This is a genomic window from Stenotrophomonas sp. YJH_SMC_133 (assembly GCF_059370655.1).
Window position 1 is genome coordinate 224,384 of sequence record NZ_JCAFTW010000005.1, and the last position, 20,924, is coordinate 245,307.

17 protein-coding genes are annotated in these 20,924 nt (G+C 67.6%); 8 read left to right on the forward strand and 9 right to left on the reverse strand.

Annotated elements, in window-relative coordinates:
- Positions 1-47: 47 nt before the first annotated feature.
- Together AC5P78_RS09405 and AC5P78_RS09410 are read left to right on the forward strand one after the other, a co-directional pair.
- Positions 48-884: an OmpA family protein gene (locus AC5P78_RS09405; protein WP_062606237.1), complete on the forward strand. Its 837-nt coding sequence runs from the start codon at positions 48-50 to the stop codon at positions 882-884.
- 121 nt (positions 885-1,005) lie between these two features.
- Positions 1,006-1,296, forward strand: a complete 291-nt coding sequence (locus AC5P78_RS09410; RefSeq protein ID WP_019659952.1) for a DUF6959 family protein — start codon at positions 1,006-1,008, stop codon at positions 1,294-1,296.
- A gap of 80 nt (positions 1,297-1,376) precedes the next feature.
- Here the strand turns inward: AC5P78_RS09410 and AC5P78_RS09415 are convergent, their stop codons facing one another.
- Positions 1,377-2,204: a class I SAM-dependent methyltransferase gene (locus AC5P78_RS09415; protein ID WP_062606235.1), complete on the reverse strand. Its 828-nt coding sequence runs from the start codon at positions 2,202-2,204 to the stop codon at positions 1,377-1,379.
- A 63-nt stretch (positions 2,205-2,267) separates the two neighbouring features.
- On the opposite strand from AC5P78_RS09415, the gene AC5P78_RS09420 reads away from it, so the two are divergent.
- Positions 2,268-2,675: a MerR family transcriptional regulator gene (locus tag AC5P78_RS09420; RefSeq protein WP_044570411.1), complete on the forward strand. Its 408-nt coding sequence runs from the start codon at positions 2,268-2,270 to the stop codon at positions 2,673-2,675.
- 71 nt (positions 2,676-2,746) lie between these two features.
- On the opposite strand, the gene AC5P78_RS09425 is transcribed toward AC5P78_RS09420, so the two are convergent.
- The 3 genes from AC5P78_RS09425 to AC5P78_RS09435 all read right to left on the reverse strand — a co-directional run bounded on the left by AC5P78_RS09425 (position 2,747) and on the right by AC5P78_RS09435 (position 7,509).
- Positions 2,747-3,463: an MgtC/SapB family protein gene (locus tag AC5P78_RS09425; protein WP_495217191.1), complete on the reverse strand. Its 717-nt coding sequence runs from the start codon at positions 3,461-3,463 to the stop codon at positions 2,747-2,749.
- Between the two features lie 129 nt (positions 3,464-3,592).
- Positions 3,593-5,365 (reverse strand): chloride channel protein, encoded by a 1,773-nt coding sequence (locus AC5P78_RS09430; protein WP_049430212.1) that lies wholly within the window; start codon positions 5,363-5,365, stop codon positions 3,593-3,595.
- Between the two features lie 62 nt (positions 5,366-5,427).
- On the reverse strand, positions 5,428-7,509 hold the full coding sequence (locus tag AC5P78_RS09435; RefSeq protein ID WP_088610722.1) for a TonB-dependent receptor family protein: 2,082 nt from the start codon (positions 7,507-7,509) through the stop codon (positions 5,428-5,430).
- Positions 7,510-7,640: 131 nt separating this feature from the next.
- Here AC5P78_RS09435 and AC5P78_RS09440 point away from each other — a divergent pair, with 131 nt between their 5' ends.
- Complete coding sequence (locus AC5P78_RS09440; protein WP_005409981.1) at positions 7,641-8,561, forward strand: M14 family metallopeptidase; 921 nt, start codon at positions 7,641-7,643, stop codon at positions 8,559-8,561.
- A 265-nt stretch (positions 8,562-8,826) separates the two neighbouring features.
- On the opposite strand, the gene AC5P78_RS09445 is transcribed toward AC5P78_RS09440, so the two are convergent.
- The gene (locus AC5P78_RS09445) at positions 8,827-9,678 is read right to left on the reverse strand and encodes a LysR family transcriptional regulator (RefSeq protein WP_414498463.1); all 852 of its coding nucleotides are present in this window, start codon (positions 9,676-9,678) and stop codon (positions 8,827-8,829) included.
- A 160-nt stretch (positions 9,679-9,838) separates the two neighbouring features.
- On the opposite strand from AC5P78_RS09445, the gene AC5P78_RS09450 reads away from it, so the two are divergent.
- Both AC5P78_RS09450 and AC5P78_RS09455 read left to right on the forward strand, forming a co-directional pair.
- The gene (locus AC5P78_RS09450) at positions 9,839-10,192 is read left to right on the forward strand and encodes an SMR family transporter (protein ID WP_005409979.1); all 354 of its coding nucleotides are present in this window, start codon (positions 9,839-9,841) and stop codon (positions 10,190-10,192) included.
- The gene (locus AC5P78_RS09455) at positions 10,192-10,515 is read left to right on the forward strand and encodes a DMT family transporter (protein ID WP_005409978.1); all 324 of its coding nucleotides are present in this window, start codon (positions 10,192-10,194) and stop codon (positions 10,513-10,515) included. Before AC5P78_RS09450 ends, AC5P78_RS09455 begins: the two co-directional genes overlap by 1 nt.
- 218 nt (positions 10,516-10,733) lie before the next feature.
- Here the strand turns inward: AC5P78_RS09455 and AC5P78_RS09460 are convergent, their stop codons facing one another.
- From AC5P78_RS09460 to AC5P78_RS09470, 3 genes are all read right to left on the reverse strand, one after another.
- Complete coding sequence (locus AC5P78_RS09460) at positions 10,734-13,682, reverse strand: TonB-dependent receptor (RefSeq protein WP_065183529.1); 2,949 nt, start codon at positions 13,680-13,682, stop codon at positions 10,734-10,736.
- A gap of 69 nt (positions 13,683-13,751) precedes the next feature.
- A complete protein-coding gene (locus AC5P78_RS09465; RefSeq protein WP_065183530.1) occupies positions 13,752-14,696 on the reverse strand; it encodes a FecR family protein in 945 nt (314 codons plus the stop codon).
- Positions 14,693-15,211 carry a sigma-70 family RNA polymerase sigma factor gene (locus AC5P78_RS09470; RefSeq protein WP_065183531.1) on the reverse strand — a complete coding sequence of 173 codons (519 nt, stop codon included), beginning with the start codon at positions 15,209-15,211 and terminating at the stop codon, positions 14,693-14,695. Before AC5P78_RS09470 ends, AC5P78_RS09465 begins: the two co-directional genes overlap by 4 nt.
- A gap of 150 nt (positions 15,212-15,361) precedes the next feature.
- Between AC5P78_RS09470 and AC5P78_RS09475 the strand changes: the two genes are divergently transcribed.
- Together AC5P78_RS09475 and betT are read left to right on the forward strand one after the other, a co-directional pair.
- Complete coding sequence (locus AC5P78_RS09475; protein ID WP_005413725.1) at positions 15,362-15,751, forward strand: VOC family protein; 390 nt, start codon at positions 15,362-15,364, stop codon at positions 15,749-15,751.
- Positions 15,752-15,946: 195 nt separating this feature from the next.
- The gene (gene betT / locus AC5P78_RS09480; protein WP_099561879.1) at positions 15,947-17,926 is read left to right on the forward strand and encodes a choline BCCT transporter BetT; all 1,980 of its coding nucleotides are present in this window, start codon (positions 15,947-15,949) and stop codon (positions 17,924-17,926) included.
- A gap of 66 nt (positions 17,927-17,992) precedes the next feature.
- On the opposite strand, the gene AC5P78_RS09485 is transcribed toward betT, so the two are convergent.
- Complete coding sequence (locus tag AC5P78_RS09485; RefSeq protein WP_414498462.1) at positions 17,993-20,620, reverse strand: TonB-dependent receptor; 2,628 nt, start codon at positions 20,618-20,620, stop codon at positions 17,993-17,995.
- Positions 20,621-20,924 lie beyond the last annotated feature (304 nt).

Consider the following 20,924-nt stretch of genomic DNA (forward strand, 5'->3'; position numbering starts at 1 on the left):
CGCACGCGCGGCCCGGCATCGCGGAAACGTCCAAAGGGGGGAATGACATGAAACAGCATCGCATCGCCCGCACCGGCCAGATGGCCGCAGTGCTTGGCCTGGTCCTGGGGATGGGCCTGCTGGCCGCCTGCCGCAGCCATGCGCCGGCCGCCGACCGTCCTGCCGACACCACCGCCGTGCAGTTCCCGGAGGCGTCGAAGGCTTCGTTGAAGGAGGGCATCTATCCCGACGTCGCCGACCTGCGCAGATTCGCGCCGGGCATGAGCAAGCGGCAGCTGTATACCTTGCTGGGCACGCCGCACTTCAACGAAGGCATGTGGGGCGTGCGCGAGTGGAACTACCTGTTCAACTTCCGCACCGCGCAGGGCGCGGAGTATTTCACCTGCCAGTTCCAGGTGCGCTTCGACAGCAAGGGCATCGCCCAGGGGGGCTACTGGAAGCCGGAATCGTGCGCGGCGGTGATCGAACCGCCACGGCCACCGGCGCCGCCTGCACCGGCACCGCTGCCGGAGCAACCCCTGCGGCTGTCGGCCGACGCGCTGTTCGGATTCGACAGCGCGGTACTCAGCGCCGAAGGCCTGCAGGCGGTGCAGGGCATCCTGGCGCAGGTGCGCGAGGCTGCGCAGGTGCAGTCGATCCGGGTGACCGGGTACACCGACCGTATCGGCAGTGCCAGCTACAACCAGACCCTGTCGCAGCGACGTGCCGAGGCCGTACGCAGCGCGCTGGTGCAGGGCGGGGTGCCTGCGGCCAGCATCAGCGCCGAAGGGCGGGGCGCAGCCGAGCCGATCGTGCAGTGCGAGCAGCGCAATCGGCGCGAGCTGATCGCCTGCCTGGCGCCGAACCGTCGCGTGCAGATCGCTGGGATCGCCCAACCGCGCTGAGAGTCCCGCACCGGGGCCATGCCCCGGTATCCCGAGTCCCCCCTGACCGTCGGCAGGACGTGGTTACGTCTCCCCCGTTGACCACGCCTGCCGGCGGCTCAGGTTTTCCATGGTGCCCGCGATGAACGCTCAATTCCTGCCTCTTTCCATGAAGACGGAAACCACACTCAGCGTGTACGGCCAGCTCGGCAACCATGCCGTGGTGCGCATTCCCGGGCGGCGCCTGCCGGGGTTGATCCTGCAGGCAGACACCGTGGCCGGGTTCCTGGCCCAGCTGCAGGAAGCCCAGGCCTGCCTGCGCAGTGGCCGCGCACAGCGTACCGACGCCGAGCTGGACATGCTGATCGACGTGCTGCAGCAGTGGTATGCGCTGATCGAATCGCGCCTGGCCGACGCCGGCGAGGCGCTGTAGGGAAAAAGGGGACGGAGGGGATTAAGTCGTTTCCGGCACACTCGGGGCAAGAGCGACTTAATCCCCTCCGTCCCCTTTTCCTAGGCGCGGGCGCGGACCAGCCAGCAGGCGGCATCCACGCGTACGCGGTCGCCCTCGATGAACGGGGTGAATGCCGCTACCGCCTTGTTCCGGAGCGAGGTGGCCCGGTCTTCGGGCAGATTGCGCAGCGCCAGGCCCAATGGGCCCAGTTGGCCGACATAGGTCGGCAGGTCTTCGCGGGCGAGCGAGCAGGGCAGGTCGACCGCAACAACCTCCACGTCATTCCAGCCGGCGGCCTGCAGCAGGTGCTGCACGCGCTCGCCATCGGCAAAGGCGAACTGGCCCGGTGCGCCGGGCGCGCGGGGCGGAAGATCCAGTGCATCGCCGATGGCGCGTTCGGCGGTGGTCATGAACGGGTTCTCCGCTGCGCTGCGCCAGGCGATGAAACGCAGGCCGGCACCTGGCCGCGCGGCGCGGTGCAGGTTGGCGAAGGCGGCCTCGGTATCTTCGAAGAACATCACGCCCAACCGAGATTGGATCCAGTCGAAGTGCGCGGTGGGCAACGGATGCTGCTGTGCGTCGGCGACGATGAAGTCTGCGTCCAGTCCTGCCGCCTCGGCGCGTTGACGGGCCAGCGCCAGCATCGGCGCGGAGATGTCCAGGCCGGTGCAGTGCGCTGACGGGCGTGCGGCGGCTGATGCCAGCAGGCTGGCACCGGTCCCGCAGCCTACATCCAGCAGTTGCGTGACGGTGTCGGGCAGTTCGTCGACCAGCAGGTCGGCCAGGGGTTGGAACAGGCCGTCGAGGATGGCCTGCTGCGCAACCCAGATCTGACCGCCGGGGCCGTTCCACAGCGCGCTCTGATCAACGGGGGATGTACTGGTCATGGTCTTGCCTTGCGGGGAAGTCGCCCATAGGTTGGCGCTTGAAGGTCACTTGAGGTCAAGCCCGTGCGTGAACTGGATATCGGCGAGGTGGTCAAGCGCAGTGGCGTGCCGGCCTCGACCCTGCGCTACTACGAACAGCTTGGGCTGCTGCAGGCACTGGGCCGTCGCGGCCTGCGCCGGCAGTACGACGAGCGCGTGCTGGAACGGCTGGCGCTGATCGGTCTTGGCCAGGCGGCCGGGTTGTCGCTGCAGCAGATCGGGTTGTCGCTGCCGCCGCAGCATGGATGTATCTCGCTGGACCGTGAGGCGCTGCTGGCACAGGCCGATGTGCTGCAGCGGCAGATCACCCAGCTGCAGCGGGTGCGCCGGCACCTGCAGCGCGCGGCGGCCTGCCCGGAAGCGCAGGACGCGCGGCAGTGCGGTTCATTCCGCAAGCTGCTGCGCGCACAGCAGCGCATGGCGGGTGGGTGAGAGAAGCATCCACGCATGGCGTGGATCTACTTCACCACGACCTCGGTAGATCCACGCCATGCGTGGATGAATCAATCGCGGGTGCTGACTACCCAAGTGGCGTGCAGCACGCCCGGCACGTGTTCCATCCGCGCCAGCACCACATCCAGCTCATCGGCACTCACGGCGGTACTGACCAGTATCGCGATCACATCGGTGGGTGCATCGGCATGCTCGACCACCTGCACGTCGCCGACCGGATACTGCGCAGCCTCCAGCGCATCGACGAGGCGCTCGCGCACGCGCGGCACGGCTTCGGCATCCACGCTCAGGCGCACTTCGTAGGTCGCTTCGGTGGCGGCCTCGTTGATCGGGATGCGGTTGATCGCATTCACCAGCGGCCGCAGCAGGGTGTTGCCGGCGATGATCAGCACGGTCAGCAGCACGCCTTCGGCCAGCATGTCCGCGCCGGTGCAGCTGCCCACCGCCGCCGAGCACCACAGGGTGGCTGCGGTGTTCAGACCGCGCACGTTCATGCCTTCCTTCATGATCACGCCGGCACCGAGGAAGCCGACGCCGGAGACCACGTAGGAGATCACCCGCACCGCCTCGGCGCTGCCGGCGATGCGCATGCCCAGGTCGACGAAGGCGGCGGCGCCGACGGCGACCAGCACGTTGGTGCGCAGGCCGGCGGTGCGTTGCCGGTACTGGCGCTCGGCGCCGATCAGCGTGCCCAGCACGAAGGCGGCCAGCAGGCTCACCACGGTGTCGGCGAAGGGACCGGCCTGGAAGGTCTCAATGAAGCGCATGGCCGGAGTCTACCCGGTCGAAGTGACAGTAGAGCCACGCCATGCGTGGATTTCCAGCGATCCACGCCACGCGTGGCTAGTCAGCGTGCCAGAAACGACTTAATCCCCTCCGTCCCCCTTTTTGCGGGATCAGTCGGTGTCCTCGACGCGCTCGCCCATCAGTTCGCGCTGGCGCTTGTCCAGTTCCTCGGCGTAGCGCTTGCGTACGAAGGCTTCAGAGACCACGCCCAGCACCTGGCCGTCGGCGGCGACCACGGCCAGTTCGTCGGCCTGGGTCTGGTCGAAGCGCTGCATCACGCTGACCACGTCCGCCGCTGGCGGCAGCGACACATCTCGGTTCTCGGCCAGCTCGCCAATCGTGGTCTCCGGCTTCACGCCGTCGCCGTAGACGCGCGGAATCTGCACGATGCCGGCGTAGTGGCCTTCGCTGTCGATCAGGATCACCCGGCTGCCCGAACCCAGCGGGAAGCGCTGGCGGAACGCGGCGGCATCGAGATCGGCCGGCGCGGTGGCCACGCCCTTGCGCATCAGCCGGCCGGCGTTGAGGTTCTGCACCCAGCCGACGTCGCGGGCGCTCTTGATGGTCTCGCCGCGCAGGTGCATGCGCCAGGTCGAGAACGAATAGCCGAACCACTGCCGCACCAGCGTGCTGGACACCAGCACCGCACTCATCACCACGCTGGTCAGCAGGAAGTCGTGGGTGCCTTCCAGCACCAGCATGGCCATGGTCATCGGCGCGCCGACCACCGCCGCGGCCAGCGCTGCCATGCCGGCCAGCGCGGCGGACGTGGCGTCGACCACCGGCACGCCGGTGGCCATCGCCAGCAGGCCGGCGAACAGGGCGCCGACCAGGGTGCCCATGAACAGCGAGGCGAAGAACAGGCCGCCACGGAAACCAAACCCGAGAGAGATGCCGGAGGCCAGGCACTTCAGGGTCAGCAGGCCGCCGATCCAGATCAACGGCAGGTGGGTAGTCAGGTCCAGGTGCAGCGCGCCATGGCCGGACGAGAGCACCTGCGGGCTGGCCAGGGCCAGCGGGATCAGCAGCAGGCCGCCCACCACCGGGCGACCCCACAGCGGCAATGGACTGCGCTTGACCGTGCCTTCGATCGAAGCGATCAGGCGCATGATGACAATGCCGACCATCGCGCAGCAGCAGCCGAGCAGGCCGTAGATGGCGTAGTCGGCGGCGCGCACGTCGATGGTCGAGGCAGCGGGCAGCAGGTAGGCCTCGATGCCAGCCTGGTCGGCCACGAACGCACCGGCCAGCGCGGCGACGGCCACCGGTGCCAGTGCGGCCGGGGTGTAGGCGCCAATGACGATTTCGAAGGCATAGAACGCACCAGCCAATGGCGCACCGAAGGCGGCGGCGATGGCACCGGCGGCACCGGCACCGACCAGGATGCGCACGTCGTTGCGACGCAGGCGCATCACCCGGCCCAGCTGCGAACCGCTGCCGGCACCCATCTGCGTATACGAAGCCTCCAACCCGACCGAGGCGCCGCAGCCATTGGACAGCAGTGTCTGGGTCAGCACGATCAAATTGTCGCGCATCGACATGCGGCCGCCATGCAGGGCATTGGCTTCCACCGCATCGAGCAGGGGGCGCTTAAGCCGCGTCGCGGCCAGGCTGACCAGGCCGACCAGCAGGCCGCCCAGTGGCAGCACCAGCAGCGCGGTCCAGGTCAGCGAGGGCAGGGAGCTCAGGCGCATGCCTTCGTCCAGCCCATACAGCGTGCCCTGCAACCAGCGCGCGATGCCCGACTGCAGCAGGGTCAGGTAGCCGGCGATCAGGCCGACCAGCAGCGCGAGTGCGATGAACCACAGATCACTGCCACGCAGTCGCAGGCGCAGGCCCTGGAAGGCCAGATGCAGGCGCGATGGCAAAGCAGACGGTGACATGGTGGCGGCATGATACGCCGCCACCGTGATCGCCACCGTCACTGCATCGGGCGATTACCGCTTCAGAAGCGGTAGTGGCCCTGCACGTAGAAGGTACGCGGCGCGGCCACCATGCGGCCGGCGTTGCCATCGACATTGCGGGTGTACCAGCGCTTGTCGGCCAGGTTGTTCACGCCCAGTGCGATCTCGCTGTCACCCAGTCCCGGCACCTGCCAGGCCACCTGCGCGTTCCACAGGCGAACACCCGGCACGCGGCCCACGCGCGCATCGGCGCTCTCGGCCCAGGTGTTGGCGGCGTCGGCGTACTGGCCGCTCTGGTGGGTGCTGGAGACATTGAAGGTCCAGCCGGCCAGTGCGTAGCGGGCGCCGACGCTGTCGGTGTCGCGCGCGTAGAAGGGCACGTCCAGGCCACGGTTGTCGCCGGACTGCTGGATCGCCTTGGTCCAGGTGTAGTTGGCGTACAGCTCCAGCCCGGCCAGCGCGCTGTCCTCGGCGAAGCGGTATTCCAGTGCGCTCTCCACGCCCTTGTGATCGGTGGCGCCGATGTTCTGGAAAGTCGGCGGAGTGATCCCCGGCACCTGCAGGATCTGGTTGTCGAAGCGCATCTTGAACACGGTTACTTCCGCGCGCAGTGCACCGTCCTGCCAGCGCGCACCGAGTTCGGTGGTCTTTGCAACTTCCGGGTTCAGCGGATTGCTGGCGGTCTGCGAATTCAGCTGGATGTTCTGCACCGGCCCGAACGAGGTGGTGTAGTTGCCGAACACGGTCAGCTGCGGGGTCAGCAGGTAGGCGATGTTGAGCGAGGGCAGGGCCTTGTCGTTGCGGCTGCTGAAGGTCGCCGTGCCACCGGCCTGGCGGCGGTCCATGTCGATCCATTCCATGCGCACGCCCGGGGTGATCCGCCACTGGCCGATCGCAATGCGGTCGTCGATGTAGAACGCGTGGGCGTCGGTGGCATTGTCGAAGCGGTTGGTGGCGCTGGCTACGCCGGTGCGGCGGGTGACGACGTAGCTGCGGTCGTTGCCACGTTCGCGCAGGAAGCGGTAGCCGGCGGTGATGTCGTGCACGCTGGCGCCCCAGTGCAGGCGCTGGGTGTAGCGCGGCTCGATGCCGAGCACGCGGTAGTCACGCGGCTGCACGGTCAGCTGGGTGTTGGCGGCGTTGATCAGCGAGCTGGCGCGGCTGCTTTCGTTGTAATAGGCCAGCACCTCGAACTCGCTGTTGGCCGACAGCGTATTGGTGTAGCCCAGGTCGATGCCGGTGCGGTGGCCCTTCCAGAAATCGGTGGGGCGGGTGTTCTGGAACGGATCGGCCTGGTACTGGGCGCGGGTCAGGCCGCCCGGGGTCAGCGAACGCACATCGTAGTAGGACAGTTTGGCGCGCAGTTCCTGCTGTTCGTCGATGGCATAGGCGAACTTCAGCGCGAGGTCGTTGAAGCGGTCATCGCTGCCCTGGCGCCAGCCGCGCCCGTCCTGGCCCGAGTAGAGCAGCGCCGCGCCCAGACCGTTGCCGCCGGTGCCGCCGAGGAAGGCGTTGTACTGGGTGCTGTCACCGCCGCCATGGTCGTAGGCGCTGTAGCGCACACCCGCTTCGCCGTGCAGGCCCGCGCCGGTCGGAATGGCGCGGGTGCTGAAGTTGATGATGCCGCCCACGTTCTGTGGGCCGTAGCGCACCGCGCCGCCGCCGCGCACCACGTCGATCGATTCGATGTTGGACAGGCTGGTCGGTGCGAACGACAGCTGTGGCTGGCCATACGGCGCCACCGCCAGCGGCACGCCGTCCAGCAGTACGGTCGAGCGCGGCGAGTAGCGCCCGGTCAGGCCGCGCACGCCGATGTTCAGCGAGACCGAGCTGCCGGCCGTGCCGGAGTTGTCGGTGACCTGCACGCCGGGGATGCGGCGCATGGCATCGCCGATGCTGGCTGCGCCACTGGCCTCGATGCGCTGGCGGTCGACCACCGTGCGCGCGCCGGCGAAGCTCTTGACGCTGTCATGCAGGCCGGTGCCCAGCCAGCTGCCGGAAATCTGGATGCTGTCCAGCGTGGTGGCGCCGTCCTGGGCGAAGGCACGGGTGGCCGGGAGCAAGCACAGGGCGAGGGCGGCAGCCAGGGGCAGGCGGGCCGGTTGCAGGGCGTGGATGGGCATCGGTGCGGGTTGTGGAAGGTCGTAAATGAGAATTATTGCTGATTCCATTCGCTATTGGAATGCGCCTCCGGTTCATGCCGATGCCCCGGTGGTAGAGTGGGCGATTGCTTCCTGACCCGCTGAGATCCGCCATGTCCCAAGCTGCTTTCTACCCCGTCGGAACCCCTGGCCAGCCGTGGGGAGCGGCGGAGCGGGAGGCGTGGCGTGGCCGCCAGCAGCGCCTGCGTCGCTATGACGAAGAGGTGCTGCCGCGCATCGAGGCGTTGGCTTCGCGCTTTGACAAGGTGGCCTACGGCCAGCTCGACTACGCGGGCGAGACCTACACCTTGTTCGCCCTGCGCAGCCGCGACTGGAACCCGGCGCTGCCGGCTGCCCTGGTCACCGGTGGCGTGCACGGCTATGAGACCAGCGGCGTGATGGGCGCGCTGGAGTTCCTCGAAAAGCACGCCGCCGACTATGCCGGCAAGGCCAACCTGCTGGTGACGCCGTGCGTGAATCCGTGGGGCTTCGAGCGCATCAACCGCTGGAACTTCGATGCGATCGACCCGAACCGCAACTTCCGCGCCGACGGCCCGGCCCGCGAATCGACGGCCGTCATCGAACTGATCGCGCCGTACAAGGGCCAGTTCGTGCTGCACATCGACCTGCACGAAACCACCGACAGCGACGAGAGCGAGTTCCGCCCGGCGCTGGCCGCGCGTGACGGCAAGCCGTTCGAGCCGGGCCTGATTCCCGATGGGTTCTACCTGGTGGACGACAGCGAGAACCCACAACCGGCCTTCCAGCAGGCGGTCATCGCCGCGGTGGAGAAGGTCACCCACATCGCGCCGGCCGACGACAAGGGCGAGATCATCGGTTCGCCGGTGGTGGCCCATGGCGTGATCGAGTACCCGCTGGTGAAGCTGGGCCTGTGCGCCGGCATTACCGGCGCGAAGTACACCACCACCACCGAGGTCTACCCGGACAGCCCGCGGGCAACCCCGCAGCAGTGCAACGACGCGCAGGTGGCGGCGGTGTGCTCGGCGCTGGACTACGCGCTCGCCCATCGTTGATCGGCAGTGCCGGCCGCTGGTCGGCAACCACGGGACACTGGGATTGCCGGCCAGCGGCCGGCACTACCTCATCCAAGCGCGTCGGCCCACCACAGTGCGGCCGGTCCCGGCGGGGTGTCGCGACGCCACAGCAGTGCAACGACGCGCAGGTGGCGGCAGTGTGCTCGGCGCTGGATTACGCGCTCGCCCATCGTTGATCGGTAGTGCCGGCCGCTGGCCGGCAACCACGGGACACTGGGATTGCCGGCCAGCGGCCGGCACTACCTCATCCAAGCGCGTCGGCCCACCACAGTGCGGCCGGTCCGGGAGGCGTGTCGCGGCGCCACAGCAGGTCGCTGTGGATGCGCCGCGGCCACCCGGGCAGGGTCAGTTCCACCAGTTGCCCGCGGTCGTAGCGTTGCACCAGCGCGCGGGGCAGCTCGGCCCAGCCGATGCCGTCCTCGGCCATCTCCATCACCATCAGGTAGTCGGTGGCGGTCCAGGCCAGGCCGGTGACCACGCGCGATTGATCGACTTCCGCGCTCAAGCGAACCTGCCGGTGCCGCGCCAGCTGTGCGGCGGCGCGACACCCGGCGCTGGCCAGCGGATGGTCGCGCGCCACGTATACCGACAGTTCGCTGTGATGGGCCAGCGGCCGGGCCATCAGGCCATCTGGATAGTGTTCCTGTCGCGGCAGCAGGCCCAGTGCGGCGCGGCCGCTTCCGACCAGCTCCAGCACGTCCTCACCCTCGGCATCCAGCCATTCCAGTTCGATCTCTGGGAACGCCTCGGAGAAGCGCTGCAGGATCCGCTGTTCGGGATCAAGCTGATAGACATCGGAGAACACCACGGTCAGTCGCGCTTCGACCGGTGCGGCGAGGCGCACGCTCAACTGTTGCAGGCGCGCATCGGCAGCCAGGATCTCCTGCGCGTGGCCCAGTACCTGTCGCCCGGCCTCGGTCAGCTGCGGGTAGCGCCCGCTGCGATCGAACAGGCTCACGCCCAGGTCGGTTTCCAGGTGGGCAATGGCGGTACTGACCGTCGACTGGGTCTTGCGCAGCCGTCGCGCGGCGGCCGAGAACGAGCCCAGCGCCGCGGCTTCCACGAAGGCCTGCAGGGATTCAGGGGAGTAGGGCATATATCCATCGCTCCTGTCGATGGAATCCATTTTGATTCCACCGTAAAAGGCGATGATACTGGCCGCCGTCGCCCCTGTCTGCGGGGCGTTCCGGACCCTCCACGCTCGGCGTGGATCCATTGATGAGGCGGCGTGGTCCCCGCCCTGCAAGGAGCTTCACATGTCCCGTACTGTTCCCGCCCGTGGCGCGCTGGTCGCCTGGGCCTGCCTGACCGTGGCGATCGTCGCCGAAGTGGTCGGCACCTCGTTCATGGCCCACGCCGCCCGCGATGGCGGCTGGACCGGCTATCTGGTCATGGCCGGCGCGCTGGCGCTGTCCTACTTCTTCCTGGCGCAGTCGGTGCGCCGCATCGCGGTGGGCGTGGCCTACGCGGTATGGGAAGGACTGGGCCTGACCCTGCTGACCGTGGTCGGCCTCACCGTCTTCGGTGAAAGCCTGTCGCTGCAGCAGCTGGCCGGCCTGGTGCTGGCGGTGGTCGGCATCGTCTGCGTCACTCTCGGGGAGGCACACTGATGAACACCCTGGCCTTGTTTTTCGTGATCTGTTCGGCGCTGATCGACGTCGCCGCCAACATGATGGTGGCCAAGTCGGAGGGCTTCCGCCGCTGGCGCTGGGGCGTTGGTGCGATCGTCATGGTCTGGATTGCCTTTGCCCTGCTGGGCCAGGCCGTGCGCTACATGGACCTGGCCACCGCCTATGCGATGTGGGGGGCGATCGGCGTGATCGGTACCGCCACCTGCGGCCGCCTGCTGTTCGGCAACCGCCTGCGTCCGATCGGTTGGGTCGGCATCGCATTGGTGACCGTCGCGGTGCTGCTGTTGAGTACTGCAAAGTAACGCGTCGCCGTGCCAACGAAGGTTGGCACCTACCGGTGCTGAGTCGCCGTGCCAACCAAGGTTGGCATCTACCGGTGCGGAAGCGCTGTGCCAACCAAGGTTGGCATCTACCGGTGCGGAAGCGCTGTGCCAACCCAGGTTGGCACCTGCCAGAGCGTGAGCCGCCGCAGGCAAGCGCCCCGAAGGATCTCTCCGGGGCGTTGCTGTTTCTGCAGCAGTTAGAACCGTGCGGTGAAGTTCAGCCGCGTGGTGCGGCCCGGGCCCGGCATCAGGCTCATCGCCAGCGTGTCCATGTAGTAGGTGTTGCGCAGGTTGCTCACCACCAGTTCCACTTCGGCCTTCGGGGTGAACTGCCAGCGCGCATAGAAGTCATAGATCGCGGTCGGCAGGTAGATGTTCTGCAGGCCGGTGGAGCCGGTGGTGTTCCAGGGCTTGTCCAGTTCATGGGTGGGGCCGCTGTTGTAGGTGCGGCGGATGCCGGTATCCAGTCGCTTGTCGAACAGGCGGACGCCCAGCGTGCTGTGGATCGAGTACTTCGGCGGGTTCTGCGCGTTGACGAACGAGGTGCCGAAGCCGCCGTCCACGCAGTCCGGCGTGGTGTCCAGCTTGCTCCATTTCGCATACGGGTCTTCGCGCAGGCGTTTGGCGGTAGCCGCATCGCAGGTGCGCGCGCGCTGGTAATAGCTGGCCGACAGGTCCAGGTAGGCAATGCCGGCGTCATAACCGGACTGCAGCTCGTAGCCCGACACCGTGTAGTTGTCGACATTGTCGACGTAGAAGGCCCAGTTGCTGGAATCGAAGCGGCGGGTGATGGCGTTGTCGATATCGTTCTTGAACCAGGCCACCTTGAACGCCAGCCGGTCACCGTCACGCCACAGGTCCTGCTTGAGCAGGCTGAAGCCGATGTCCCAGGAACGGTTCTTCTCCGGCTTCAGGTCGGCCACCGGGGCCGAGGTGCTGTTGCCCAGCGTCGACTCGAACAGGCTGGGCATCTTCCAGCCCTGCGCGTACTTCACGTAGAAGAACATGTCCGCGTCGAGGTTGAAGCGGGCTTCGGCATACGGCGCGAAGCCGTGGCCCGAGCGCCGGATCGCCGGCTTGTAGCCCCAGGCGGTGGGAATCTGCTTGGTATGGAAGCCGTTGGCACCCCGCGGATCGCGGATGAATCCGTCGAAATCGTAGCTCTGGCCCAGCGTGCTGTCGCCATAGGGCGTGGCGCGCAGCGAGTCATACGTATAGTTGCCCTGTGCATCCGGGTACCACTCCTTGTACCAGCCCGGCAGCAGCTGGCCACCCTTGCTCAGGCGCGCGAAGGTGTAGCGCAGGTCGCGCGATTCACTGACGAAGGCCACGCGGTTGCGGTCGCGGGTGCGGTAGTCGATGAAGCGGCCGCCGGCCGTCAGCGACAGCCAGTCCCACGGCTGCCATTGCAACGACGCCACCACGCTGGCCTCGCGGCGCGTGCCCGATCGCAGGTAACGGTTGTTGTTGTAGTCCACCGGCAGTACCGGCGAGTTGGGTGCGGTGTCTTCATGCTGGAAGGACGCGCCATAGCGCAGCGTCCAGTCGCCCAGATCATTGCTGAAACGCGTGGTGTTGCTGCTGTCCAGGCCCCAGCGCCGGGTCTTCACGTCCGACTGCAGCCCAGGGCCATAGGTCTCGCCCAGCGTGTCGGGCATCTGGTCGGAGGCCATTTCCTTGAACAGCGGCGTATTGGCGATATTGCTGTTGAACATGCGGCTGGTGGCCGTGGTGAACCACAGCGTGCTGCTCAGGTCCAGCCACGGGTGCGCCTCGGGGCGGTAACGATGGCGCAGCGAAGTGGCGTTGACCCGCATCTTCCCGGGCTCGAACTGGAACATGGTGTTGGCCTTGTCCACGTAGGTCACCCATTCGTTGGACTCACCCACGCGGCCGATCGCCGACGGCATGATTTCGCCGAAGCTGGAGTTGAAGAAGCGGTGGCTCAGCTCCAGGCGCTGGTCGGGGTTGGGTGCCCAGGTGAATTTCAGCAGCGCCGATTCGTTGTCGGTGTGCGTGTTCAGGACTTCATCGCCCGGGTGGTACAGCTTGGAAACGGCCTGGCTGGACATGCCGGTACCGCCGCTGGACAGGTGCTGGTCGTCGTAGCGGTGGGCGCCGTTGCTGCCGGCGAAGTAGTTGCCCTGGCGGCGCCGTGCGTAGGCCGCGACCAGCTGCCAGTCTTCGCCGCGCTGGGCGAAGGCCACGCTGCCGTTCCAGTCGCGCGGGTCGCGCAGGCTGTTGCGGTTGTCGCTGCCACGTGCGATCTGCTTGAAGGTACGGGTGCGGTCGATACTGTTGTCGGCCACGCCGCCGCGCAGGCGCAGGCCCCAGGCCTGGCCGTCATCGAGTATGTCCTCGGCCTTCAGCGTTTCCATGTAGACCACGCCACCGATCGCGCTGGCGGCATTGGCGGCCAGGCTCGGTCCCTTTTCGATGCTGATCGCGCTGATCAGGTCCGGGTCCAGGTAGCTGCGCTGCTGCACGCCGGCATAGCCGCGGTACACGTCGATGGCCTGCTGGCCGCCGTCGATGATCACCGGCACCCGGTTCTGGCCCTGCAGGCCGCGGATGTTGACGTCCAGCGCGCCGCCATTGCGTACGTCTCCGGTGTGCACGCCGACTGCGCCGGCCAGCACATCGCCGATCGACTGGCCGCGGAAGCGTTCCAGCTGCTGGTGGTCCAGGTGCACGCGCGAGCCGCTGTCACGGTAGACAGCATCGGCATCGGCAAGCCCCCACGGCGAAGCACCTTCGCTGGCCTGGCCGGCCACGCGCAGGGTGCCGATCTGGCGTACGCCGGCGTCGGTGGCCGGGGCGGCCTGCAGCACCACGCCGCTGGCATCACGCTGGAACGAAAGGCCGGTGCCGGTGAGCAGCTGTGCCAGCGCGGCCTCGGTGTTGAGCGAGGCCTGCACGCCACCGCTGTGCCGGCCGCGGGTCAGGCGCGCATCGGCAGCGATGGACAGGCCGGACTGCTGACCGAACGCGGTCACGGCCTGGTCAAGCGGACCGGCCGGGATCTGCCAGCGAACGGCGGAGGCAGCATTCTGTGCGTGGGCCGCGGCCGGCAACAGGCACGGCGTGGCCAGGGCCAGGCACAGCGCGATGGCAAGCGGGCGAGGGGAAGGGCAGGGTAGTTTCATGGGGGCGGCGACATCCGCAATGGGTTCCCTTGTAGTGCCCGCCGAGCGCGCAGAAAGGGAACCGCGATTTCAACGCGGACGCACAACGGTCCACCATGGCCAGCGCTGCTCGATGCGGATCGGCAGGGCGCGCGCCAGCAGTTTCAGGGCCTGCAGGCTGTCCAGGCGCGGCAATACCGCGGTGACATTCAATGCGGACAGTGCCGGATCACAGCCCAGATAGCCCCGATGGTGACGGGCCAGTTCGTCGATCACCCGGATCAGTTGCGTGTCCTGCACCTGCAGGCGTCCGTCCTGCCAGTCGCCGCGCAGAGGATCGGCAGCGACCGTTGTGAGCCCCCCCATCGGTCCGATCTGCAGCGCACTTCCCGCAGGCACATCCAGCGCCGCGCCGAACATCGGCAGGCATCGCACCACGCCCTCGAACACGTCCAACCGGCTGTGCTGCGCTTCGCGGCCGACCGCGAAGCGGGTGCCGATCGGCTGCAGGCGCGCGCCGGGTACATGCACGGCCAGGGGCAGGCCGACGAATGCGGGGTGGTGGCCGGTCTGCAGCAGCAGTTCGCCGCGCAGCAGATGCAGGGCGCGGTTGCCGTTGCCGATGTCGACGGTCACTTCGCTGCCGGCGTTGAGCCACAACTGGCTGCCATCGGCCAGCGTCCAATGACCGGTGCGCCCGGCAGCGGTGCGTTGCGTCTGCAGGTGGCGCTGCGCCTGCAGCCCGTGCAGGCCGAGAAGCGAGACCGCACCGATGCCGAGTGCGCCGCCGAGACTGCGAAGCGCGCGGCGGCGGCGATGGCCGGCGGCATCGAGCGCCGTTGCTGCCGCCGGTGCCGACAGCGGGGCGAACGACTGCCAGACCGCCTCGACCCGGCGCCAGGCGTCGGCGTGACCGGCGTCGGCCTGCAGCCACGCACGCCAGTGTTGCTGGTCGTCGTCGCTCCAGCCCTGTTGGCGCAGCGCGAACCACTCTGCCGCCTGCTCCAGCGCCGGGCCGGCCACTGCCGCGCTCATGCCGCCGCGTCGCCGGAGAGGCGCAGGCAATGCAGCATCGCCTGCGCCATGTACTTCTTGACCATGCGCTCGGATACGCCCAGCTGTTGGCCGATCTCCGCATAGCCCAGTCCGGACAGCCGGGCCAGCAGGAAGGCACGCCGTGGCCGCTCGGCCAGGCCGGACAGCATGTCAGCGATGGCATGCAGGAGCTGCAGCGCCTGCGTGCGCTCCTCCGCAGAGGGATGCACCGGCTCCGGTTGTGCGGCCAGCGCGGTCAGATAGGCGCGCTCCAGGTCCGCGCGCTGCCAGTGATTGACCAGCAGCGCGTGCGCGATGGTGCTGAGATAGGCGCGCGGCAGGCGCAGTTTGGACGGATCGACGCGCCGGCTGAGCAGGCGCAGGAAGGTGTCCTGGGTCAGGTCGGCGGCGCAGTCGGCGTTGTGGGTGCGGCGGCGCAGCCAGCCCAGCAGCCAGCCATGGTGTTCGCGGTAGAACCCCGCCAGCGCGGTGCTGGAGGCGGCGGGCACGGCCATCGGCACGGGTCATTAATGAGAATGATTCCCATTATAGGGCGATCGGGCGGCGCACGACAAATCCTGCGCATGCCGCAGCAGGAGAGATCGCCGGATTTGCGATGCCCGGCGTGCTCGCCGACACTGCGGCTTTCCACAAGGAGTGCCCGCATGTTCAGCCACATCACCGTAGGAACGAACGACATGGATGCCGCGCGCCGCTTCTACGATGCCCTGTTCGCCGCGATGGGGGCACGTCCGGGTGTGTTCGACGAAAAGGGTCGGCTGCTGTACTTCAAGGATGGGCGGATGTTCGGCGTCACCGCGCCCATCGATGGGCAGCCTGCATGCCATGCCAACGGCGGCACCATTGGTTTCACCCTCGACAGTGCCGAGGCTGTGCGCGGTTGGCAGGATGCTGGCGTGGCCCATGGCGGTACGGCCATCGAAGACCCGGCTGGCATCCGCAGCATGGCCGGGCGCCAGCTGTTCCTGGCCTACCTGCGCGACCCGGACGGCAACAAGCTGTGCGCGGTGCATGTGGTGCATGTGATGTCGTGATTGGACAGTACGCGCGTGGCCGCGATGCACGCGGTCCGCGCGCGGCTGCGCTCGCAGGTACGCTTCGGCGCGCGCGTGATAACACGGAACGGCGGGCCGGGCCTGTGACCACAGGCCGCAACTTCATGCTCTGTCCACTGCGGTTCAGCCAGAATTGGTCGGCTAACCCCTTGATCTACCGGAGAACGCCGCCCCATGGATGTACTGGAGCCGCAACAATCCCCGGTGCGCACCCTTCGGCCTGTGTTCGCCTTCGCGGCGATCGTTGTCGTGGCGTTCGCGCTGTTTGTCAGCCTGTTCCCGCTTGGTGCGGGCCGCCTTCTGCTGAAGGCACAGGACTGGGCCGCACTCAATGTCGGCTGGTATTACCTGCTGGCGATGACCCTCTACCTGGTGTTCGTGGTCGGCGTGGCGCTGTCCAAGTACGGTGGCATCAAGCTCGGCGCCGACCATGACGAGCCGGAGTTCAGCTACCTTTCCTGGGCCGGCATGCTGTTCGCTGCCGGCATCAGCATCACCCTGTTCTTCTTCTGCGTTTCCGAACCGCTGACCCACTACCTGCAGCCGCCGCAGGGCGATCCGGCCGCGGGCGAGGCCGGCGCGCGCCAGGCCATGCAGCTGCTGTTCCTGCACTGGGGCCTGCACGGCTGGGGTGTGTTCGCGCTGGCGGCGATGGCCATGGCCTACTTCGCCTACCGCCACAACCTGCCACTGGCCCTGCGCTCGGCGCTGTACCCGCTGATCGGCAAGCGTATCAACGGGCCGATCGGCTACACCGTAGACGCGCTGGGCATCGTCGCCACCGTGTTCGGCATTGGTGCCGACATGGGCTTCGGGGTGCTGCACCTGAATGCCGGCCTTGCGCACCTGTTCAACATCCCGCATTCCAACCTGGTGCAGATCATCCTGGTGGTCAGCATGATGGGCGCGGCGGTGGCCGTGGCCGTCTCCGGCGTGGAGAAGGGCGTGCGCTGGATGGCCAACATCAACATGCTGCTGGCGATCGCGCTGGTGCTGTTCATGCTGTTTGCCGGGCCGACGCAGTACCTGTTCAGCACGCTGATGCAGAACCTGGGCGACTACCTGGGCAGCGTGGTCGGCAAGAGTTTTGATGTGTATGCCTACGGCGGCCGCCCCGAATGGCTGGGCGGCTGGACGGTGTTCTACTGGGCGTGGTGGATCGGCTGGGCGCCGTTCGTCGGCCTGTTCATCGCGCGCATCTCACGTGGCCGCACCATCCGCGAATTCGTGTTCGGCGTGCTGCTGATCCCGCTGGGCTTCACCTTGGCCTGGCTGTCGATCTTCGGCAACAGCGCGCTGGACCAGGTGCTGCACCACGGCCAGCAGCAGCTGGCACAGCTGGCGGTGGATGATCCTCCGACGGTGCTCTACGCGTTGTTGGATGGCTACCCGTGGAGCCGCACGGTGATCGCGGTGACGGTGCTGGTCAGCTTCATCTTCTTCGTGACCTCGGCCGACTCGGGAGCGGTGGTGTTGTCCACGCTGTCCTCGCACGGTGGTGCGCCGGAGGATGATGGTCCGCGCTGGCTTCGCGTGTTCTGGGGCACGGTGATCGCGGTGCTGACCGCCGGGCTGCTGCTGGCTGGGAGCATCGATGCGCTGAAATCGGCGGTGGTGCTGGCCTCGCTGCCGTTCTCGGCGGTCCTGCTGCTGATGATGTGGGGGCTGACCCGCGCCTTCAGTGACGAGTCGCACCGCAAGCGCGCGCTGCAGTACCGGCCCTCGCCGCTGATCGGCGACGATCGCCATCATCAGGGCTGGCGCCAGCGCCTGAGCCAGGCCATGCACTTCCCGGTGCGCGACCAGGTCTACCGCTTCATGGACGATACGGTGAAGCCGGCGATGGAAGCGGTGGCCGAACAGCTGCGCGGGCAGGGTTGGGATGTATCCACCCGCTTCGAGGCCGGCGACATGGAGCTGACGGTGAACCACGGCGAGCAGCAGGACTTCCTGTACCGGGTGATCCTGAGCGGCTACCTGACCCCGTCGTTCGCCGCTCAGCAGCTGCGCAACCAGCGCTACTACCGCGCTGAAGTGCATCTGTTCGAAGGCAGCCAGGACTACGACCTGGTGGGCTACAGCCGCAAGCAGATCATCAACGACATCATCAGCCAGTACGAACGGCACCTGCAGTTCCTGCACCTGAGCCGGTGATGGTAGTGCCGGCCGCTGGCCGGCAACGCGAACGGGGCGGCCCATCACCGCCGCCCCGTTGGCGCATCAGAACCGGCAGCGCGCCCCCAGCGAAATGAACTGCCCGCGCAGGTTGTACTGGCTGATGTCGAAACCATTGGAGCCACCGGCCGGGTCGAACGGCGGGTCCTTGTCGGTCAGGTTCAGCACCGACAGCGACAGCGTGGTGTTGGGAATCCCCTCGTAGGCCACGTACAGGTCCAGCTGGTGATACGGCTTGATGCGATCACGCAGGCCCGGGTTGCTGGTCGCTGTCGCCACGCGCTGGTCGTAGCCGCTCACGTACTGCAGGCTCAGCGTGCTGCTCCAGTCGCCCACTGCCCAGTTCAACGAGGTGGTGCCGCGGGTGCGCGGCAGTGCGCCGTGGCGGTTGTTGCCGGCCCCTTCATACGGTGCCTGGCCGGCCACCAGCGGCTGCTTGAAGCTGAGCAGGTGGGTCCAGCTGCCGGCTACGGTGAAGTTGCCCCAGCCCTCGGTGCGGAAGGTGCGGTTGGCTTCCAGGTCCAGGCCCGAGGTGGTCAGTTCGCCCTGGTTGGCATACTGGTTGGTGATGAACTGGATGCGTCCCTGTGCATCACGCTGCACGCGGCCGGGGAACAGCGTCGGGTTGTCGACGATGAACTGCGCGCTGTCCGGCTTGACCAGGTTGTCCTGCTCGATACGGTACCAGTCCAGGCCGATGCTGGTATCGCCATCCGGCGACCACACCGCGCCCACGTTGAAGTTGCGCGAGCGTTCGGCCTTCAGGTCCGGATTGCCGGTGCGGATGTTGGTCACGCCACGGCTGCCACCGGGCTGCAGCGGGTCCAGCGGATCGATCACCGAGCCGTAGCTGACGGTCTGGCCCGGCGCGATCTCCGGCAGCGACGGTGCACGGAAGCCACGCGAGAACGAACCACGCAGCAGCAGGCTGTCCAGCGGCTGCCAGCGCAGCGCCACCTTCGGCGAGAACGCGTTGCCGAAGTCGTCATAGTGGTCGCCACGACCGGCCACCTGCAGCTCCAGCGTGCGGTGCAGCGGCACGCTCAGTTCGGCGTAGGCGGCGCTGACCTGGCGCTCGCCGTTGACCACGTTGATGGCCGGGCGCAGTTCGGTGCCCGACAGCACCTGCGCACTGGTGCGCGCGTCCAGTGATTCCTTGCGGAACTCGGCACCCCAGGCGAAGCCGACCGCACCGGCCGGCAGCTCCCACAGCGAGGTCGAGGCCTTCACGTTCAACGAATGCAGCTTGTACCAGCCCGGACGCTTGGTCTGCAGGCGCAGTGCATCCAGTGCCCCCGGCGTGGCGGACGGGTTGAGGAAGTTGTAACTGCCATCGCGCAGGATCTGCTCGAACGCGTAGCGGTTGACGAAGTTGTCGACGTATTCGCGCTGCGCGCTCTGCGAGGTCAGCGCCGCCACTTCCCAGTCCCATCGCTCGCCGCTGCCGCGCACGCCGGCCAGCGCACGGTAGAACACCTGGGTGTTGTCCTTCAGGCGCGGGCCGAGATCGAAGAAGGTGTACTCGAACGGCAGCGGCGCGCTGCCCGGGTTGTTCGGGTGGCCGACCGGCAGCACCGCCGGCACGTCGATCAGGGTGCCGGTGGCCGGGTTGTACGCGCGCAGGCCGGGGCCGACGGTCAGCGGCGCGCTGAAGATCTGGTCGGCCTTGTTGTGGCTGTACAGTACGTCGGCGAAGGCTTCGACGCTGTCGTTGAAGCGGTAGGTCGCGCTCAACGACGCCTGCAGGCGCTCGGCGCCGGGCTGCAGGGTTTTGAACGGCTGGGCGTTGAAGGCGCAGGCCTGGCCGGGCAGGGTGCTGCCGAAATCGCTGTACGGGCGCAGCTGGCTGCCATCCGGGCAGTTGGCGAACGGTTGCGGTGCGCGCGGGTTGGACAGCCAGTTGCCACCGGCGGTGGACCAACCGGCCAGGCGACCGCCGGGCTTGTCGCGGAAATCGCCGCTGCGGGTGTAGGCACGCTGGTCGGCGTCGAGGCGATCACGCTTGAGCAGGTCCAGCCCGAACAGCACGTTCCAGCCCTGCTGTTCAAGGTCACCGAAGCCAGCCAGCAGGCTGGCCTTGCGCTCGTTCAGGCCGCCCTGGGTGGCGGTACCGAAGCCGCCGCCGACTTCCACGCCCTGGAAGTTCTTTCGCAGGATGATGTTGATGACGCCGGCGATGGCATCGGAACCGTACACCGCCGAGGCGCCATCCTTCAGCACTTCGATGCGTTCAACTGCGCTGATCGGCAGCGCGTTGAGGTCGACGAAGGTGTCCTGGGTGTTGAGCGCGAAACCGAAGTTGGAGACGCGGTAGCCGTTGACCAGCACCAGCGTGTTCTTCGGAGACAGGCCACGCAGGCCGATCGAGGCCGAGCCGGCGGCGAAGCTGCCGGTGTACTGTTCGTCGAAGCTGTTGCCGGCATTGGCCGACAGGTTGCGCAGCACGTCGGTGAGGGTGGAGCGGCCGGTCTGCTCGATCTGTTCGCGGCTGACGATCTGCACCGGGTTCGGCCCGGCGGTATCGCTGCGCTTGATGTTGGAGCCGGTCACCAGCACGGCGCCGAGGGTGGTGCTGTCCTTGCCGGTGTCGGCGGTTTCAGCGGCGCCGGCAGCGCCGGCGGTGAGGCCCAGCGCGATCGCGCCGGCAAGCAGGTTCAGGGTGGTGCGGTACATGGAAGCGACAACGCCGAACGGGGGAGGAGCCGTCAGTACCGCACGCAGGCACGTGCGCCTTCCAATGACGAAAGCGCATTCAGTTATACATCACAGGTTCTTAACGAAAGTCGGTGCCTCCGTTGGAGCAGACCCACTCGGTGGGTGCGGCACCGATCTTTGGTGGGTGCGGACCGTTGGTCCGCACACCCCTGCAGCGTCACAGCCCTTTCCCTGTGGAAAGAAGCCTCATCCCCCCGCGCTACGCGCGAGAGTCGACTGACAGTCGACTCTACCGGGGCAGCGCCATTACCGGGACAGCGCC